Source organism: Sphingomonas echinoides ATCC 14820, assembly GCF_000241465.1.
In the GTDB taxonomy this organism is placed as follows: Bacteria; Pseudomonadota; Alphaproteobacteria; order Sphingomonadales; family Sphingomonadaceae; genus Sphingomonas; species Sphingomonas echinoides.
In genome coordinates, this window is the sequence record NZ_JH584235.1 from 1,932,098 (window position 1) to 1,949,716 (window position 17,619).

Here is a 17,619-nt window from a genome sequence, read left to right on the forward strand (position 1 = left end):
TTATCGCGCCAGCCACCCGCCATCGACCGCCAGAATATGCCCCTGCACATAGTCCGCCGCTCGGCTGCACAGAAACACCGCCGCGCCGCCCAGATCGGAGGGATCGCCCCATTTGCCCGCCGGAATGCGCTCGAGGATCGAGCGGTTGCGCGTCTCGTCAGCCTGCAAAGCCGCGGTATTGTTGGTCGCGATATAGCCCGGCGCAATCGCATTGACGTTGATGCCCTTGCCCGCCCATTCATTGGCGAGCAGCTTGGTCAGCCCGCCAATGCCGCTCTTGGACGCGGTATAGCTTGGCACGCGAATGCCGCCCTGAAAGGTCAGCATCGACGCGATGTTGACGATCTTGCCGGAGCCTTTCGCGATCATGTGCCGCCCCGCCGCCTGGCACAGGAAGAACACCGATTTGAGATTGGTGTCGATCACTGCATCCCAATCGTCCTCGGTAAAATCGACCGCATCGGCGCGGCGGATGATGCCGGCATTGTTGATGAGAATATCGAGCCCGCCAAGCTTATCCACAGCCTCATCCACAACCCTTTGCACAGGCTCGATCGTGGAAAGATCGGCGGAAATGATCTCGGCGCGACGCCCCAGCGCGCGGATCTGCTGCGCGGTGTCCTCAGCCGGTGTCCGCCCGACACAGGCCACATCCGCGCCAGCCGCCGCCAGCGCCACCGCAATCGCCTGGCCGATGCCGGTATTGGCCCCGGTGACGACGGCAACCTTGCCGGTGAGATCGAAGGGATTGGTCATGTTTCATTCCTTTCCCCTCCCGCTTGCGGGAGGGGTTAGGGGAGGGAATTGGGAAGGACCTGCGACGATGCCCTCCCAGCCCCTCCCGCGCGCGGGAGGGGGCGTTACGCCAGCTGGCAAATATCCAGCACGCTCATGTCAGTATAATCCTGGTTCTCGCCCGCCATCGCCCAGATGAAGGCATAGGCCTTGGTGCCCGAGCCCATATGCACCGACCAGGGCGGGGAAATCACCGCTTCCTCATTGGCCATTACGATGTGGCGCAACGCTTCGCCTTCGCCCATATAATGGAACACGCGGTCGTTCGGCCCATCCAGTTCGAAGTAGAAATAGATTTCGCTGCGGCGTTCATGAATGTGCGGCGGCATCGTGTTCCACACCGAACCCGGCTTCAGCACCGTCAGCCCCATCACCAATTGCGCGCTGTCGCAAATGCCGGGGATGACCATCTGGTAGATCGTCCGCTCGTTCGATTCCTCCAGGCTGCCGCGCTCCAGCTTGGTCGCGTCGGCAACCGAAATCACGCGCGTCGCGAACGCCTTGTGCGCCGGGCACGACGCCAGATAGAAACGCGCGCCTTCGCCGGAAAACACTACGTCCTTCGCGCCCATCGTCACGTACAGGCAATCCTTATTGCCGAGCGTGAACACCTCGCCATCGACCGTGACCGTGCCCTGCGCGCTACCCACATTGACCACCGCCAACTCGCGCCGCTCCAGGAACGGGTGTCCGGCAGCCGAAGCCGGCTCGGTCTGGTCGGGCAGTTTCACCGCAGCATCAGCAATGGCCACGCCGCCGATCACGAACCGATCGGCATGGGTGTAATTGAGCACGCACTCCCCTGCGCGGAACAGGTCCTGGATCAGATAGCGATCGCGCAATTCGTCGTTGGAAACGCATTCCATCATGTCGGGATGCGTGGCGTAATAAGTGCGGTCGAACATGGGGCTCTCCGGGGGTCAGGCCGCTTTGGCGGCGATTTCGGGGGAATCGATACGATAAGCGCGGCGGACGAGGCCGCTGGTCAGCTCCTGCGCCAGTTCGGCGGCTTCCCAATCCGCAAGGCGATGCTCGGCCACCAACCGTGCCAGGAAGCCGCAATCGACGCGCCGGGCGACATCGTGCCGCGCCGGGATCGACAGGAAGGCGCGAGTATCGTCGTTAAAGCCGACGGTGTTGTAGAAACCCGCCGTCTCGGTGGTCATCTCGCGGAAGCGGCGCATCCCCTCGGGGCTGTCATGGAACCACCACGATGGCCCCAATTTCAGGCACGGATAATGCCCGGCCAGCGGGGCCAGTTCGCGCGCATACACACTCTCGTCGAGCGTGAAGAGGATGATCGACAGCTCGGTCGAGGTGCCGAAGCGATCGAGCAGCGGCTTCAGCGCATGGACATAATCGGTGCGCATGGGGATGTCGGCCCCCTTGTCGCGGCCATGGCTCGCGAACAGCCCGGCATTGTGGTTGCGGAACGAGCCGGGGTGGATTTGCATCACCATGCCATCCTCGACCGACATCGCCGCCATTTCGGTCAGCATCTGCGCGCGGAACAGCTCGGCATCGGCGGCGGTCCAGCGGCCACCGACGATTTTGCCGAACAAAGCTTCGGCTTCGACCGGGGACAGATTGGCGGTCGCGGCGGTCGGGTGGCCGTGATCGGTCGCGGTCGCGCCCGCCGCACGGAAATCCGCCCGGCGCTTGCGGTGCGCGGCGAGATAGCCCTTCCAGCTATAGACATCTTCGCCGGTCAGCTCGGCAAAGCGCGCCATTGCGCCCGCGAAGTGCTCATGCTCGACATCGATGACGCCGTCCGGGCGATAGGTCGTGACGACGCGCCCGCCCCAGCCCGAGGCGCGGATGCGGTGGTGCGCGCCCAGATCGTCCTGCGGTCCCTCGGTCGTCGCCAGAAAATCGATCTTGAAGCGATCGAACAGCGCGCGCGGGCGGAAGGCCGGGCTGGCCAGCTTCTCGGCGATCGTATCGAAATACAGGTCGGCAGTATCAGCCCCGAGCGCCACCTCGAACCCGAACACCTCGGCAAAGACATGGTCGAGCCACATCCGCGAGGGCGTACCGCGAAACAGATGCAGGTTCTGCGCGAACACCCGCCATGCCGCGCGCGGATCGGTCGCGGGCGTGCCGCTGCGGCGCGGAATGGCGAGCGCGTCGAGGTCGATGCCCTGGCTGTAGAGCATCCGGAAAATGTAATGATCGGGCGCGAGCAGCAACGCGGTCGCGTCGGTCCAGGCGGTGTCGTCGGCAAACCACCCGGCATCGGTGTGGCCATGCGGGCTGACGATCGGCAGGTCCGCGATTTCCGCGTAAAGCGTGCGCGCAATGGCCCGCGTCGTTGGATCGCTCGGAAACAGGCGATCGGGGTTCAGGTCGAGCGGCCGTGCCATTGTCATTCTCCCTCCCCGCACTGTTTTATGCGGGCTCTGGTAACCGGTGTCAGCTTGCGTCGCAAGCCCGTTAATCGACGCCCGCTAGGCGCTCGGTGCCGCCACCGAACCGCGCCGAATCAGCGTCGACAGGAACAGCGACGGTTCCTCGACAATCGCTTCCCCGTCCAGCCCCGCCGTCAGCTTTAGCGCGGCCGAGCGCGCCATCGATGCGATCGGCCAGCGTACCGTCGTAAGCGGCGGCCAGACATGCGCCGCGACGGGCGTATCGTCGAAGCCGACGATCGACAGATCCTTCGGAATATCGAGCCCGCGCTGCCGTGCGGCATGCATCACGCCCGCCGCCATTTCATCATTGCTGGCAAAGATGGCGGTCGGGCGCGGCATCAGGTCGAGCAACCGCTCGGCTGCGGTCAAGCCAGACTCGAAGGTATAATTGCCATCCGCAATCATGCTGCGCGGGAGCGCGATGCCGGCTTTGCTCAGCGCTTCCTCAAAGCCTAAACGGCGCTCGCGCGCCGAACGGAAGCCATGCGGCCCGGCGATCAAGCCGATCCGGCGGTGCCCCTGATCGATCAGATATTCGGTCGCGGCGCGCACCGCCTCGCAATCATTGGAGGCAACCATATGATCGTTATCGTCGAGCGGGGCCGACCCCATACGGACATAGCGGCAGCCGATTTCCGCGCACAATTTGGCGATCGTGTCATTCTCGCTGATCGGCGGCAGCAGGACGAGCCCGAACAAGCGCTGGCGTTCCAGAAAGTGCCGCAGGTCGACCAGCATCGTCGCCGATCCGCGATCGACCGGGCGCACCACCAGTTCGAATTCGGTGCCGTGCAGCGCCTCCAAAATCCCCTGCTGCACATTCATCACCATTTGCGCATTGGGGTTGTCGTGGACGAGCCCGATCAGGAAATTGCGGCGCAGCGCGAGCGCACGCGCCTGCGGATTGGGAATATAGCCGAGTTCGCCGATCACATCCTCGACGCGCCGCCGGGTGTCGTCGTTGAGCAAGGGTGAGCGGTTGATGACGCGGCTGACGGTCTTTTTGGAAACGCCCGCGATCCGCGCAACATCGTTGATCGTCGGTTGACCGGTGCTTTTCATGCGGTCGGCTTAACCCCAGGATGGCGGGCTTGGCTAGTCCGGGCGCGCACCGCCGCGATATCGCGCGCCCCTTGCCAAGCGCCGGTCGGCTGGGGCAGAGCGATGATACCGGTTACCAACAAGCGAGCGACGCGCGTGGCAAAAGCCCTTCTGGTGCATCCCGACGACAGCGTCGTAACCTTGGTCGAGCCCGTGCTGGCGGGCGATGCCGTCACCTTCGACGGGCGCAGCACCTCGGCGCTGACCGATACGCCAAGCGGCCACAAGATTGCGATCATGCCCATCGTGGCGGGCGCGCCGGTGGTGAAGTTCGGCTTTCCGATCGGCACCGCCACCGCCGCCATCGCAGTCGGCGCGCACGTCCATTCGCACAATCTGGCGACCGCGCTCGACGGGACGCTCGCCTATCGCTTCACGCCAAAGGCCCCCGCGCCAACGCGCGAACCCGAGGAAACAGCGACTTTTGAAGGCTATGTCCGCGCCGACGGGCGTGTTGGCACGCGCAACGAAATCTGGATCTTGCCGACGGTCGGGTGCGTCGCGCGCACCGCCACGCGCATCGCCGCACAGGCCAATGCCGCCCTGGTCGGCGATGGCGCGGATGGCATTGTCGATGGCGTCCACGCCTTCACCCATCCCTTTGGCTGTTCGCAGCTTGGCGACGATCTTGACGGGACGCGCAGCATTTTGGCGGCGCTCGCGTGCCACCCCAATGCCGGCGGCGTGCTGATCGTCGGGCTGGGGTGCGAATCGAACCAGATCGACGCCTTGCTGCGCGAAATTCCCGAAGCGCGCCGCCCCGCCATCCGCACGCTCGTCACGCAATTGGCCGGGAACGAGATTGACGAGGGCCTGGCCAAGGTCGCCGAACTGGTCGCGCTCGCCCGCAGCCAGCGCAGCACCGTCGCGCTCGACCGGCTGGTGCTCGGGGTGAAATGTGGCGGGTCCGATGGCTTGTCGGGCCTCACCGCCAACCCACTGGTCGGCCGCATCAGCGAGCGCGTGGTCGCGGCGGGCGGAAGCGTGTTGCTAACCGAAATCCCGGAAATGTTTGGCGCGGAACGCCTGCTGATGGACCGCGCGGTCGATGAAAGCGTGTTCGACGGCATCGTTACGATGGTCAATGATTTCAAACGCTATTTCCTCGACCATGGCGAACCGGTGTCGGAGAATCCTTCGCCCGGCAATGTTGCGGGGGGCATCACCACGCTTGAAGAAAAATCGCTGGGTGCAGTGCAAAAGGCCGGACGCGCACCGGTCTCGCATGTCATACCCTATGGCGCGCGCGTCGGCGGGCGGGGGCTCACCGTGCTCGAGGCACCGGGCAACGATGCCGTGTCCTGCACCGCGCTGGCCGCCGCAGGGGCGACCGCCATTCTGTTCACCACCGGGCGGGGAACGCCGCTCGGCTTCCCGGTGCCGACGCTCAAGATCGCCTCGAACAGCGCACTCGCCACGCGCAAGCCAGGCTGGATCGATTTCGACGCGGGCGAAGTGCTCGATCACGGCTTCGACCCGGTGGCGCAGGCGCTGGCCATGCACGTGTGCGCGATTGCGTCTGGCGCGGCGACCGCTGCCGAGCGTAATGGTGAACGCGAAATCGCAATCTGGAAGCGGGGCGTAACCTTATGACGCGTTTGGGATATGGCACGCTCGATCTTGTACCAGCACGCGTGACTCGCCCCAATCGCACCGCGCCGCCAACCACCGGGATCGTCCATTTCGGCCCCGGCGCGTTCCACCGCGCGCACCAGGCGGCGTATATCGATACGCTGCTCGACAGCGAGCCCGATTGGGGCATTGCTGCGGTGTCGCTGCGCAGCGCAGCAACGGTGGCGGCGCTGACCGAGCAACAAGGGCTGTACACGCTCGCCGTCCGCGACATCACGCCTGCCTATCGCATCATCGGTGCGCATAGCCGCTTTCTGGGCCCCGACGACGCGGAGCAGACGCTCGCGCTGCTCGCCGACCCGGCGGTGCGGCTGGTGACGACGACGGTGACCGAGAAGGGTTATTGCCTCGCCGCAGGCGGCACGCTCGATCTGACGCATCCCGACATCGCGCACGATCTCGCGGCTCCCGCCGTGCCGCGCAGCGTGATCGGGTGGATCGTCGCTGGGCTCGCCGCGCGCCACGCGCGCGGGATAGCACCGTTCATGGTTATGCCGTGCGACAACCTCGCCAATAACGGAGCCAAAGTGCGGGCCGCGCTGATCCGCTTTGCCGAGGCGCAGACGCCGGAGCTGGCGGCGTGGATCGCCACGCAGGTGCGCGTGCCCGGCACGATGGTCGATTCGATCACCCCTGCGGCGGACGACGCGCTCTATGCCGATGTCGCGGACGTGCTGGGCGTCGAAGACCGCGCCGCCGTGCAGCGCGAAGCGTTCACGCAGTGGGTGATCGAGGATCTGGGCGATCCGGTCTGCGCGGCGTTGGGTCGCGCCGGAGCGACGCTGACCGACAATGTTGCCGGCTATGAACAAGCGAAGCTGCGTATCCTCAACGGGTCGCATTCGACGCTGGCTTATGCCGGTTTGTTGCGTGGCCATGCCAGCGTGGCCGATGCGATGGGTGATGCCACGCTGGCGGACTTCATCGATACGATGATCCGCGACGACATTATCCCCACCTTGCCGCCCGTCGCCGGGCTCGATCTCGATGGCTATCGTGCGGCGGTGCTGGCCCGCTTCCGCAACCCCGCGATCGTCCACCGGCTGGAGCAGATCGCCGCCGATGGCAGCCAGAAGATCCCCTATCGACTCGGCGATACGCTGGCCGCGCAGCGCGCGCAGGGCCGGTTGCCGCGCCATGTGCTGGCCGCGCTCGGCTGCTGGATCGCCTTTTTGATGCAGCGCGCACGGGCGGGCGTGCCGATCCTCGACCCGGCGGGCACCGCCCTCGCCGATTGCGCAGCAACCGGCGACGCGCACGCGGTGCTGGCGCGGCTGATCGCGGCAAAATTGGGGTTTTCCGAGGCGTTGGCGCACGATTCGGACGCGACGCGGTCGATCGCGCGCGCCGCCCAGGCGGCGTTTGAGGGCGATTGGGCGAGCGCCTTTCCCGGCTGATCGCGCCAACCCGCGATCAGCCTCTTGTCAATGACACCGGTTTCCCATACCCAGTCGTGGAGATCGTCTTAGCGGTCCATGAGGGGATAAAGCCACGTGCCGGCCAAGAAACGTCAAGACAATATCGCGCGAGTCGCAACCGAATTTGTCAGCGCACGGCGCAGCGCGTCTGCACTCGTCGATTACCCCGGTACCATGCCCGCCGCGCTTGCCGAAGCCTATGCGATGCAGGACGCCGCCATCGCGCTCGCCGACCGCGTGATCGCCGGCTGGAAGGTCGGGCGGATCAACCCGCCACTGGAGGGGGCCGACCGCCTTGCCGGGCCGATCTTCGCCGACCAGACCTTCGACGCCGGGGAAACCCCACGCGCAATGACCGTCTATGCCGGTGGATTCGCGGCGGCCGAGGCGGAATTCCTGCTGCGGATCGGCGCTGCACCCGATCCTGCCAAAACCCATTATACGCTGGCCGAAGCGACCGCGCTGATCGATCGGGTGTGTGTCGGCATCGAGATCGCTAGTTCGCCCTTTGGCGGCATTAATGACCATGGCCCCGGTGTCACCATTTCCGATTTCGGCAACAATAACGGGCTGGTAATCGGCCCCGATATTGCCGACTGGCGCGACCTCGACCTCAATCAATGGCCGGTCGAGCTGACCATCGACGGCGCGTCGACCGGAATCGCCACCGCCGCGACGATGCTTGACGGCCCATTTGGTGCCGCGCGCTTCCTGTTCGAATTGATGGCGCAGCGTGGCATCGCGCTGACCCCGGGCCAGTGGATTTCAACGGGTGCGGTCAGCGGGGTTCACCAGGTTGAAATCGGCGCGCAAATCGCGGCCATTTTCGACGACCGGCTGATGGTGGCGTGTAGCATCGCAGCGCAATAACCGCGATTAGGATCCGGCAAAGGTTCGAAACAGGGCCGCCGACAGGAGAGAGATGATGGCGACGGCCGAACTTCCGATCGACACGGGTGCAAGCGGGACCAAAACGGCCGACGCAAGCGCGGTCGGGCGCTATCGCTGGGTGATTTGCGGCCTGCTCTTTGCCGCAACCGCGATCAACTACGTCGACCGGCAGATGATCGGGCTGCTCAAGCCCAACATTTCGAGCGAATTCGGCTGGGACGAAAATGCCTATGCCGACATCGTCTTCTGGTTCCAGGCGGCCTATGCGATCGGCTATATCAGCTTCGGCTCGATCGTGGACCGGGTCGGCGCACGCATCGGCTATTCGATCGCCTTCATCATCTGGACGCTCGGCCATACCTTGTGCGGCTTTGCCGGATCGACCTTGCAGTTTGCGGCAGCACGTGCGGTGCTGGGTCTGGGCGAATCGGGCAATTTCCCGGCAGGCATCAAGGCGGTGTCGGAATGGTTTCCTGCGCGCGAGCGGGCGCTGGCGACGGGCGTGTTCAATGCCGGGGCCAATATCGGCGCGGTGGTGACGCCCTTGATCGTCCCCGCTGTCACGCTCGCCTTTGGCTGGCGGATGGCATTCATCGTCACTGGCGTCGCCAGCCTGGTGTGGCTGGTCGCCTGGATCGCCATCTACCGCCGCCCGCGCGAACAGCCGCGCCTCAGCGCTGCCGAACTCGCCCATATCGAAAGCGACCCCGCCGACCCCGCACAGAAGATCGCATGGGCGCGGCTGCTCGGCTATCGCGAGACATGGGCCTATGCGCTCGGCAAATTTCTGATCGACCCGATCTGGTGGCTGTTCCTGTTCTGGACGCCCGATTTCCTGTCCAAGGCCTATCATCTCGATTTGAAGAGCTTCGGCCCGCCCTTGGTCGTGATCTACCTGATCTCGGACTTTGGCAGCATTGCCGGGGGCTGGTCCTCCTCACGGCTGATGAAGCGCGGCTGGTCGGCCAATGCCGCGCGCAAGACGACGATGCTGGTCTGCGCCTTTCTGGTGATGCCGATCTTCTTTGCGCAATATATCGCCAATCTATGGGCAGCAGTGGCGATCGTCGGGCTGGCGACGGCGGCGCATCAGGCGTTTTCGGCCAATCTCTACACAATCCCATCCGACATGTTCCCGCGCAAGGCGGTGGGGTCGGTGGTCGGCATTGGCGGCATGGTCGGCGCGATTGGCGGCATGGGGATGGCCAAGTTCACCGGTTACATCCTGCAGACGACGGGCAGCTACACGCTGATCTTCGCGGTCGCGGGCAGCGTGTATCTCATCGCCGTCGGCGTTATCCATCTGCTCTCACCGCGACTGGCGCGTGTCGATGCGCTGTAAGCTCGGGCTGGCGAGCCTGCTCGCCATTGCCATCGCGACACCCGTTTGCGCGCAGGATGCCAATGGCCTGTTGTTCCGCGTCTCCGCCGACAAGAGCCTGACCGCAGACGTTGCCGCAGGCGATCCCGTGCCCAATTTCCGCAGCGGTGTCAGCGTCGTGCCCGATGGCGCGATCGGCGGCGCGGCGCGCTGGGCCGATGATGGCTATGTCGCGTGGAAGGCACCCGGCAATATGCGCGCGCAGCGCGGCACGCTCAGCTTCTTCTGGCGACCACGCGAACCGCTCGGCGTCGCGCCCTTCGTGATCTTCCGCGCGGGCTTTGCCGATCACAGCAGTTGGGACATGGCCTTCCTGCGGATCGACTGGAACGGCCACGGCTTCGACGCCTTCGTCACCGACGCCAACCTGTCGCGCATCCGCGTCTCCTGGACGATCGACAGCACGCCCGCCGCCGATGCGTGGAAGCACATCGCCTTCGCCTGGGATGAGACCAAGGGCGTTCGGCTCTTCGTCGATGGCCGCGAAGTCGCGCGCAAGGATCAGGTCGTCGATCTCGATTCGGGGCTCGATCAGTTCGGCCTCGCCGGGCGCGTGCTATCCCCCCACCAAGTGCAGAGCCGCTACCATTTCATGCGCGGCAGCGATCTCGACGAGATTCGCGTGTACGACCGGATGCTGGCCGCCAGCGACATGGCCGCCTTGGCCGACAAGCGTGATCCGGCCCCCGCCCCTTCCGAGGACGCCCCCGCCCGCCGCACCGCCTGGCTGCACCGTTATGGCTGGGACACAGGCGTGCCGCCCGTGCTCGATGCCCCCGTCACCACCGTGCGCAAGGTAGAGTTCGCCGACGCCAAGGATTTGAAGGAATGGATGTGGAAGGGCGTCGACGGCATCGCCGAGACGACCTGGCCCGGCGTCTATAACCGCTCCAAACTGCCCGGCCGCGACGATTATTTCGAGCTGCCCGACTGGAACGTCTATGTCGAAGGCGGCAAGCGCTATGACCTGACCGTGCCGCCCGGCGAACGCTTCAACCGCGTTGAAATTCGCGGCGCGGCTTATGGATCGCTGCTATGGTCGGACGGTGGACAAACCACAACGCTCGCCACCCGCGCGCAAGGCACCGTCCGCAGCGTCAGCGCGATACCCGAGCGGCAAGGCGGCACGCTCAGCTTCGTCAACACGGTGCAGGAGCAGCCGATCCAGGAGCTATGGGCCTATGACGTGAGGCCGGGCGCGGAACCGGCGGGATCGTTCAAACTCTCCTACACCGTGGACGCCACCGCCTCGACCCGGATCGCCGCGCTCGCCACCCTCGAATCCTTCATCGCTGGTCGGTATGCCCCCGATGAGCGCAGCATGGTCGTCGCCTTGCCCAGCTCCGGCATCAAGGCGGCGGTCGGCGCCGCGGCAGCGGGGGCGGGCGCGCCAGCGCAGACACGGACGCGCGGCCTGCCGATCGTCCACATCCTGATCCCGGCGAGCCTGGGCGATGCCTATGCCGACAAGCCGCTGGCGCGCGCCTTCGATTATGGCTGGCAGAATCTGCATGACGGGCTCGATGGCATCGCGATCGACCTGCCCGCGCTTAAGGGAAGCGGCGCGATCCCGCTCAACCTCCGCGTCAAGGACCCGATCTGGCCCGCGCGCGACCTGATCGACCTGTCGGTCAGCGTGCCGGCAGGCACGCCGCGCACGCTGTGGCTCGATCTGCGCGACCGCATCCTGTCGAATGACAGCCTCTATCTCAGCATCGCCTCGGCCCTGCCCAGCTTCGATGCCGCCGCGCTCAACGGTGCGAAAATCCGTTTGGTGTTCAAGGATCGTGCGGCGGCGCTGCCCGAACATATCGCCGACCGGCTCAACCAGGTGAAGGACAATTGGGGCTTTCTGGTCGAGGAGCATACCGCCTCCAAGCGCGAAGCGCTCTATGCGCGCCTGTTCGGCGATATTACCGACCTGCTGCGCGTCGACCCTGACAATGTGACGGCCCGCCAATATTGGGCCGACATCAATTACCGCCCCGAAAACATGCCCACCGTCACCCAGCCGACCGCGCCACCCGGCGTGCCGCTCTGGGCGTTCCGCCAGCTTGAGGATTTGAAGCTGGTCCGCCAGTTCGTCACCTGGTGGATCGACCATCGCCAGGTGCCTTATGGCGATTTTGGCGGCGGTATTTCCGATGATACCGATCTGACGCAGCAATGGCCCGGCCTCGCGCTGATGGGGGTCGAGCCTGACAAGATCAACGCCTCGCTGCGCGCCCTCGCCGATGCCGCATACAAAAACGGGATGCGGGTAAACGGCCTCGGCTATATCACGACCGACGAGCTTCACGCGTATGAGGAGGGGCTCAACTCGGATGCCGAGCGGCTCTATCTCAACTGGGGCGAACCGCGCTCGATCGAGCGGCTGATGACGACCACCAAGGCGCTGCAAGGCGTGATCCTGAAGAACCCGGCCGGCCATCTGCATTTCGCGAGCAATTGGTATGGCGGGCGCACGATGTACCGCGAGGGGGCGTGGGAATGGCAGAAACCCTATAGCTTCACCGTGCTGCACGCGCCGATCCTGCTCGGCCTGTATAATGGCAGCGCACCCGCGCGCGCCCTGGTGACCGGCGTGATCGACGGCTGGATGGCGCACGGCAAACAGGGTGCCGATGGCGCGTGGTCCTACCCCAATGAGATCAACTGGCGCAGCGATGCCGAGCGCGTTGGCGATGGTGGCGGGGTGAGCACGCCGCTCCAGGCAAGCTGGGCGGCATGGCGCTTTACCGGCGACGCCAAATATCTGCGCCCGATCGAGGCGCGCGTCGCCAAAAGTCCGGCGGGGCTGGCGGAATTCAACGAAAACGCCTTCACCGCCTTGCCCGATGGAGCGGCACTGGGCGCGCGTGCGGCAAAGAGCGAGGAGCCGTTCGGACGCTATGCCGCCTGGTCGGCGACGGGTGACCTCGCCGTGCTGGCCACGCTGCACGGCGAGGCGATCGCCGACAAGATGCAGCACATGGCGATGTACACCGAAGGCCATTGGTGGAGCGACCGCGTCGAACAGCCGAGCGACATCCTCCAGCGCGAACGGCTCGGCGGCATCGCGTTGAAGCGCAACCAGACCTGGCCCGGCAATACGGTAAGCTGGCGTTTTGCCACGCCGGGTGCTGCCGAACAGGTCGCGATCCTGCTGCCCGGTGCGACGCGCGACCGCTTCCGCGTGATTGCCTATAACACCAGCGACCGCCCGCAAGCCGCGACGATGACGGCGTGGAACGTCACCGCCGGAAGCTGGTCGATGACGGTCGCACGCGGCGCGGTGTCGTCGCCCATAACGATCCCGCTCGAGCGCAGTGCCGCGATCCCGCTGACCTTCGCGCCCGGCGAAACCGTGCTGGACTTTGCGCTGGTGGCACCCGCCACCCCGGTGGAGACCCGCCCTGACCTCGGTATCGGTCGCGACGATGTGGCCGTTGCGGGGCAGCGCGTCACGGTCACCGTCCATAGCCTGGGCGCGGTGCCGACACCGGCGGGGCGCGTGGCGCTGTGGCAGGGAAACCGCGTGATCGCCACCGCCCCGGTGCCGCCGCTCCCCGCGCCAAGCGACCTCACTCCCAAAACCGCGCGCGTGACGCTGGCCGTGCCCGCAGGCATCGATCCCGAACACCTGCTCGTGCGCGTCGAACAGGGCGATGGCACCGCCGAAGTCACCCAGCAGAACAACGCCGTCGCCATCGCCGATCGCACGCCATGACGACGCGGCGGGCGCTGCTCGCCGGGGGCGCGGCGCTGGCGCTCGCCAGCGGTGTGCGGGCCTCCTCCCCTGCGCCCTTGCGCGCCGCGCTCGATGCGGCGGCGGCGATGCCGCACGATCCGGGGGCAGCGCTGGCGCTGCTGGCGGGATTTGACCGGAAGGGCCTGCCCCTCGCCGCGCAGCTCGACCTCGACACCGCCCGCGCCGGGCTGGCGATCGACGGTGAGATTGTGCGGCGGTTCGCGGTCGACCCGCGCGCCAAGGGGCCACCGCGCAACCCGGAGCACGCCCTCCTGCTGCTCCGCCGCAAGTTCGGCGATGACCTCGATCCGCGCGCGCTCGAGGGCCAACTGGAGACCGAACGCCGCCGCTGCGCCGCCCGCGCCGATGCGCTGTTCGCGCGACTGGGGGTGGCGGGGGCCACCACCGGCGCGCGCTTCTCCGCTTTGTGGCGCGACCCGCGCCAGGCTTATGCCAGCCCCGACGCCGCTGTGGCCGATATGAACCGCTGGCTGGCCGTGATGCGCGCGCATGTCCCGGCCCTGGTCGGCGCGGTGCCGCCCTGGTGCCTGAACGTCGCCGCCAATCCGCCAACCGCCGCCGACCGCACCGCCGCCCATTACGGCTATCGCACGCTACCCACGCCCACGCAGCCCGGCGGCTATGTGCCCGATCTTCAGCGCCTCGCCGATCGCCCGGCGTTCACGCTGCCGAGCGTCGTCGCGCACGAATTGCTCCCCGGCCATATGGTGCAACTGCCGCTGGAGGCCGCTGCCGATCCGCACCCGCTGCGGCTCGATTATGCGCCGGGCTTTGCCGAAGGGTGGGCGATTTATACCGAACGCCGTGTTGCCGATGCGGGCTTCTACGCCGCCGATCCGCTGGCCGCACTCGGTTATCTCCATTGGCGGCTGTTCCGCATCGGGCGCGCGCTGGTCGATCTCGCTATCCATCTGCACGGCCTGTCGCTGCCCGAGGCACGCGCGCGGCTGGTCGCCTGGCAGGGCGAACCCGCGTATTTCGCGCCGTTCGACGCCGATCTCGCGCGGATCGTGCAGGAGCCGATGACGCGCGCTGCAGAAATGCTGTTCGCGCTCGCCATCGAAGACAGCGCGCGCGGGCGATCGGGCACGGCGCTGGCCCGCTATCACCATCTGCTGCTCGATCACGGTCGGATGCGCAGCGGCGCACTGGCGCGCCGCGCCCGGAGGGTTTGATGCGCCTCACGCGCCGCGACGCGCTCGCCGCCGCTGGCGGCAGCGCTGCATTGCTGCTCCCCACCAGCACCGCCGCCGCACCCGACACCCCCGCCGCGTATCGGCGCGAGCTGGACCAGCAACGCATCGCCGATCTTGGCGACGGGCGCTTCCTCAATCCCGTGCTGTCGGGCGATCGGCCCGACCCCGCCATCCTGAAAGACGGGCAGGACTATTACCTGACCTTCTCCAGCTTCGATTCCTATCCCGGCCTGATCCTGTGGCATTCGCGCGATCTGGTGAACTGGCGGCCGATCGGCCCCGCGCTCCACCGCAACATCGGCTCGGTCTGGGCGGTGAGCCTCGCCAAGCATGACGGGCGCTATTTCCTCTATATCCCGACCAAAGCCTCGCCCAATTCGATCTGGGTGATCCATGCCGATCGCATCGAAGGGCCGTGGAGCGAGCCGATCGATCTCGGCCTGCACGCGCATATCGATCCGTGCCATGTCGTCGGCGAGGACGGCTCGCGCTGGCTGTTCCTGTCGGGCGGCGACCGCGTGCGCCTGTCCGCCGATGGCCTGTCGACCGTCGGCACGCCCGAACATGTCTATGATCCGTGGCGGTATCCGAGCGACTGGGTGGTCGAGGGTTTCTCGCCCGAAGGCCCCAAGATCGTCCGCCACGGCGGCTATTTCTACCTCATCACCGCCGTCGGCGGCACCGCCGGGCCACCGACCGGCCATATGGTGATCGCCGCCCGCGCACGCTCGATCCACGGGCCGTGGGAAGACTGCCCCGCCAACCCGCTGGTGCGCACGCGCGACCGGTCCGAGCGCTGGTGGTCGCGCGGTCACGCCTCGCTGGTCGAAGGGCCGGCGGGTGACTGGTGGGCGCTCTATCACGGCTATGAGAAGGACTATTGGACGCTCGGGCGGCAGACGCTGCTCGATCCCGTCGCCTGGACCGCCGATGGCTGGTTCAAAATGACCGGCGGTGATCTGTCGCGCCCGCTCGCCAAGCCCAGGGGCGGCAGCGCGGTGCCGCACGGCATGGCGCTGTCCGACGATTTCCAGACGCTCGCGCTCGGCACCCGCTGGAGCTTCTTCCGCCCGCGCCCGAACGAGGCCGATCGCCTGTCGCTCGCCAACCGCACGCTGACGCTCACCGCCAGCGGTACCGCACCGGTCGATTCGGCACCCTTGCTGTTGATCGCGGGCGACACCGGCTATCGCTTCGACTGCGACATCGAAATCGATCCCGGCACCACCGCCGGGCTTATCCTCTTTTATGACGACAAACTCTATTGCGGCCTCGGCTTCGATCAGCAGCGCTTCGTCACGCATCAATATGGGCAGGAGCGCGGTCGCCCGCATAATCCGCACGGGCGCCAAATGCGGCTGCGCGTCACCAATGATCGCCACATCGTCACCTTCGATACCAGTGGCGATGGCGGACGCCATTGGACGCGCTTCGATCGCGGGATGGAAGTGTCGGGCTATCACCACAATGTGCGTGGCGGCTTCCTGATGCTCAGGCCCGGCCTTTATGCAGCGGGCACCGGTACCGCGCGCTTTCGCGACTTCCGGTTTACCGCGCTCTAAACCGCTCTGGACGGAGGAGCGAAAGCGCGACCGGGCCGTCGGCGGTGTCAATTTTTCTGGACAGTCATGGCACGATAGTGTCGAATGTGCGTTCGGGAGAGTCGATAAAAAGCAGGAGCAGGACTGATGCAAACAGGACCCATCAAGCGTCTCGGCCGCGTGACCTTTGGCGTGGCATGCGCCACCCTCGCGCTCACGGCCTGCGCCAAGAAAGCCGAAAGCGACAGCAGCACGACGACGACCACCACCACTGCCGCGACGACCACGCCAGCCGCCGCACCCGCAGCGGAACCGGCAGCGCCAAAGCCTGCCGCCGTCGCCGCCGACAATACCGACACCATCGCCGGGGTGAAGCTCGCCGCCTATACCGGCGACGCCAAGAAGGGCGAGACCGACTTTATCACGTGCAAGACGTGCCACGCGATCGAAGCCGGCGTGAACAAGATCGGGCCATCGCTGCACGGCGTGGTTGGCCGCAAGGCCGGCAGCATTCCGGGCTTTACCTATTCGACCGCCAACAAGAATAGCGGCATCACCTGGACTGAGGAAAAGCTGTTCCAATATCTGGAAAATCCGCAGCGCGTTGTGCCCGGCACCAAGATGACCTTCGCCGGGTGGCCAACCGATCCGCAAAAGCGCGCCGATGTGATCGCCTATCTCAAGAGCAATTCCTGAACCCTGCGCGCGCGATCAACCCGAGGCCCGGCAGCGATGCCGGGCCTTTTTCATGCGCGACGGCTACGCACCAGATCCGCGACATGCACCGGAAAGGACGCCGCAAGTGGCAACGCGACCCACGGCCATGGCATCCCGGTCAAGGCCGCGCGCACCGCAAGCACCATGCACGCCCCCGGCACCAGCCGCAGCGCAACCGCAACGGCCGACCAGCCACGCGACCGCATCAGCCAGCCCCCTTCCAGCAGCAGGATCACAAGAATGATGTCGACCGCATGGCCCTGCGCGAACAGCCATGTGGCCAGCGGGTTCAGCCGAACGGTCCGTTCAGCCGGACGATCGTCATGTTGAGATAGCCTGCAAAGGTCACCCATCCCAGATAGGGGAGCAACAACAGCCCGGCAGACATTGAGCGCGGCCACACCAGATAAATCCAGACCGCGATCGACACCCACAGGCCGACCACCTCGACCGCCGCCCAATCCGGCCGATGCAGGCGAAAGAACAAAAAGCTCCACAGGATATTGAGAAAGCCGTTGAGCGCGAACAGCCCGATCATCCAGTCCGCGCCCGATCGATCGGGCATTGCGCGCCACCCCGTCACCGCCGCCATCGCCGTGCACACATAGATGGCGGTCCAGGCGACGCTATAGGCCGCCTCGGGCGGGGCCCAGCGCGGCTGGAGCAGGGTGCGATACCAGGGCCCGACTTCGGTAATCGTCGATCCCATCACCGCGACGACCAGAGCCATCAGGGCGGCAATGACAATCGGCAACCCCCAGGAGCGATGCAGCATGGGTGCCCCC

Annotated in this window: 14 protein-coding genes; 8 read left to right on the forward strand and 6 right to left on the reverse strand. The window is 66.1% G+C overall.

Annotated features, from left to right (window positions below; genetic code table 11):
* The 4 genes from kduD to ON00_RS09060 form a co-directional block, all read right to left on the reverse strand.
* A complete protein-coding gene (gene kduD, locus ON00_RS09045; protein WP_010405167.1) occupies positions 1-756 on the reverse strand; it encodes a 2-dehydro-3-deoxy-D-gluconate 5-dehydrogenase KduD in 756 nt (251 codons plus the stop codon).
* A gap of 104 nt (positions 757-860) precedes the next feature.
* Positions 861-1,700 (reverse strand): 5-dehydro-4-deoxy-D-glucuronate isomerase, encoded by an 840-nt coding sequence (gene kduI / locus ON00_RS09050; RefSeq protein ID WP_010405168.1) that lies wholly within the window; start codon positions 1,698-1,700, stop codon positions 861-863.
* A 15-nt stretch (positions 1,701-1,715) separates the two neighbouring features.
* Positions 1,716-3,158 carry a glucuronate isomerase gene (uxaC, locus tag ON00_RS09055; protein ID WP_010405170.1) on the reverse strand — a complete coding sequence of 481 codons (1,443 nt, stop codon included), beginning with the start codon at positions 3,156-3,158 and terminating at the stop codon, positions 1,716-1,718.
* An 84-nt stretch (positions 3,159-3,242) separates the two neighbouring features.
* Positions 3,243-4,268, reverse strand: a complete 1,026-nt coding sequence (locus tag ON00_RS09060; protein ID WP_010405172.1) for a LacI family DNA-binding transcriptional regulator — start codon at positions 4,266-4,268, stop codon at positions 3,243-3,245.
* A gap of 102 nt (positions 4,269-4,370) precedes the next feature.
* On the opposite strand from ON00_RS09060, the gene ON00_RS09065 reads away from it, so the two are divergent.
* The 8 genes from ON00_RS09065 (at position 4,371) to ON00_RS09100 (ending at position 16,813) form a co-directional block, all read left to right on the forward strand.
* A complete protein-coding gene (locus ON00_RS09065; RefSeq protein ID WP_010405173.1) occupies positions 4,371-5,900 on the forward strand; it encodes a UxaA family hydrolase in 1,530 nt (509 codons plus the stop codon).
* Positions 5,897-7,336: a mannitol dehydrogenase family protein gene (locus tag ON00_RS09070; protein ID WP_010405175.1), complete on the forward strand. Its 1,440-nt coding sequence runs from the start codon at positions 5,897-5,899 to the stop codon at positions 7,334-7,336. Before ON00_RS09065 ends, ON00_RS09070 begins: the two co-directional genes overlap by 4 nt.
* A 96-nt stretch (positions 7,337-7,432) precedes the next feature.
* Positions 7,433-8,227 (forward strand): 2-keto-4-pentenoate hydratase, encoded by a 795-nt coding sequence (locus tag ON00_RS09075; protein WP_010405177.1) that lies wholly within the window; start codon positions 7,433-7,435, stop codon positions 8,225-8,227.
* A gap of 55 nt (positions 8,228-8,282) precedes the next feature.
* Positions 8,283-9,590 (forward strand): MFS transporter, encoded by a 1,308-nt coding sequence (locus ON00_RS09080; RefSeq protein WP_010405180.1) that lies wholly within the window; start codon positions 8,283-8,285, stop codon positions 9,588-9,590.
* Entirely contained in the window at positions 9,580-13,338 is a 3,759-nt protein-coding gene (locus ON00_RS09085) for a LamG-like jellyroll fold domain-containing protein (protein WP_010405182.1), read from the forward strand. The genes ON00_RS09080 and ON00_RS09085 overlap by 11 nt, the downstream gene beginning before the upstream one ends.
* Complete coding sequence (locus ON00_RS09090) at positions 13,335-14,555, forward strand: DUF885 family protein (RefSeq protein ID WP_010405183.1); 1,221 nt, start codon at positions 13,335-13,337, stop codon at positions 14,553-14,555. The genes ON00_RS09085 and ON00_RS09090 overlap by 4 nt, the downstream gene beginning before the upstream one ends.
* The gene (locus tag ON00_RS09095; RefSeq protein ID WP_010405184.1) at positions 14,555-16,138 is read left to right on the forward strand and encodes a family 43 glycosylhydrolase; all 1,584 of its coding nucleotides are present in this window, start codon (positions 14,555-14,557) and stop codon (positions 16,136-16,138) included. The genes ON00_RS09090 and ON00_RS09095 overlap by 1 nt, the downstream gene beginning before the upstream one ends.
* A gap of 126 nt (positions 16,139-16,264) precedes the next feature.
* A complete protein-coding gene (locus tag ON00_RS09100; protein WP_010405185.1) occupies positions 16,265-16,813 on the forward strand; it encodes a c-type cytochrome in 549 nt (182 codons plus the stop codon).
* A 50-nt stretch (positions 16,814-16,863) separates the two neighbouring features.
* On the opposite strand, the gene ON00_RS09105 is transcribed toward ON00_RS09100, so the two are convergent.
* The gene (locus ON00_RS09105; protein ID WP_010405186.1) at positions 16,864-17,070 is read right to left on the reverse strand and encodes a hypothetical protein; all 207 of its coding nucleotides are present in this window, start codon (positions 17,068-17,070) and stop codon (positions 16,864-16,866) included.
* A 53-nt stretch (positions 17,071-17,123) separates the two neighbouring features.
* Positions 17,124-17,609: a TspO/MBR family protein gene (locus ON00_RS09110; protein WP_010405188.1), complete on the reverse strand. Its 486-nt coding sequence runs from the start codon at positions 17,607-17,609 to the stop codon at positions 17,124-17,126.
* Between the last annotated feature and the right edge of the window lie 10 nt (positions 17,610-17,619).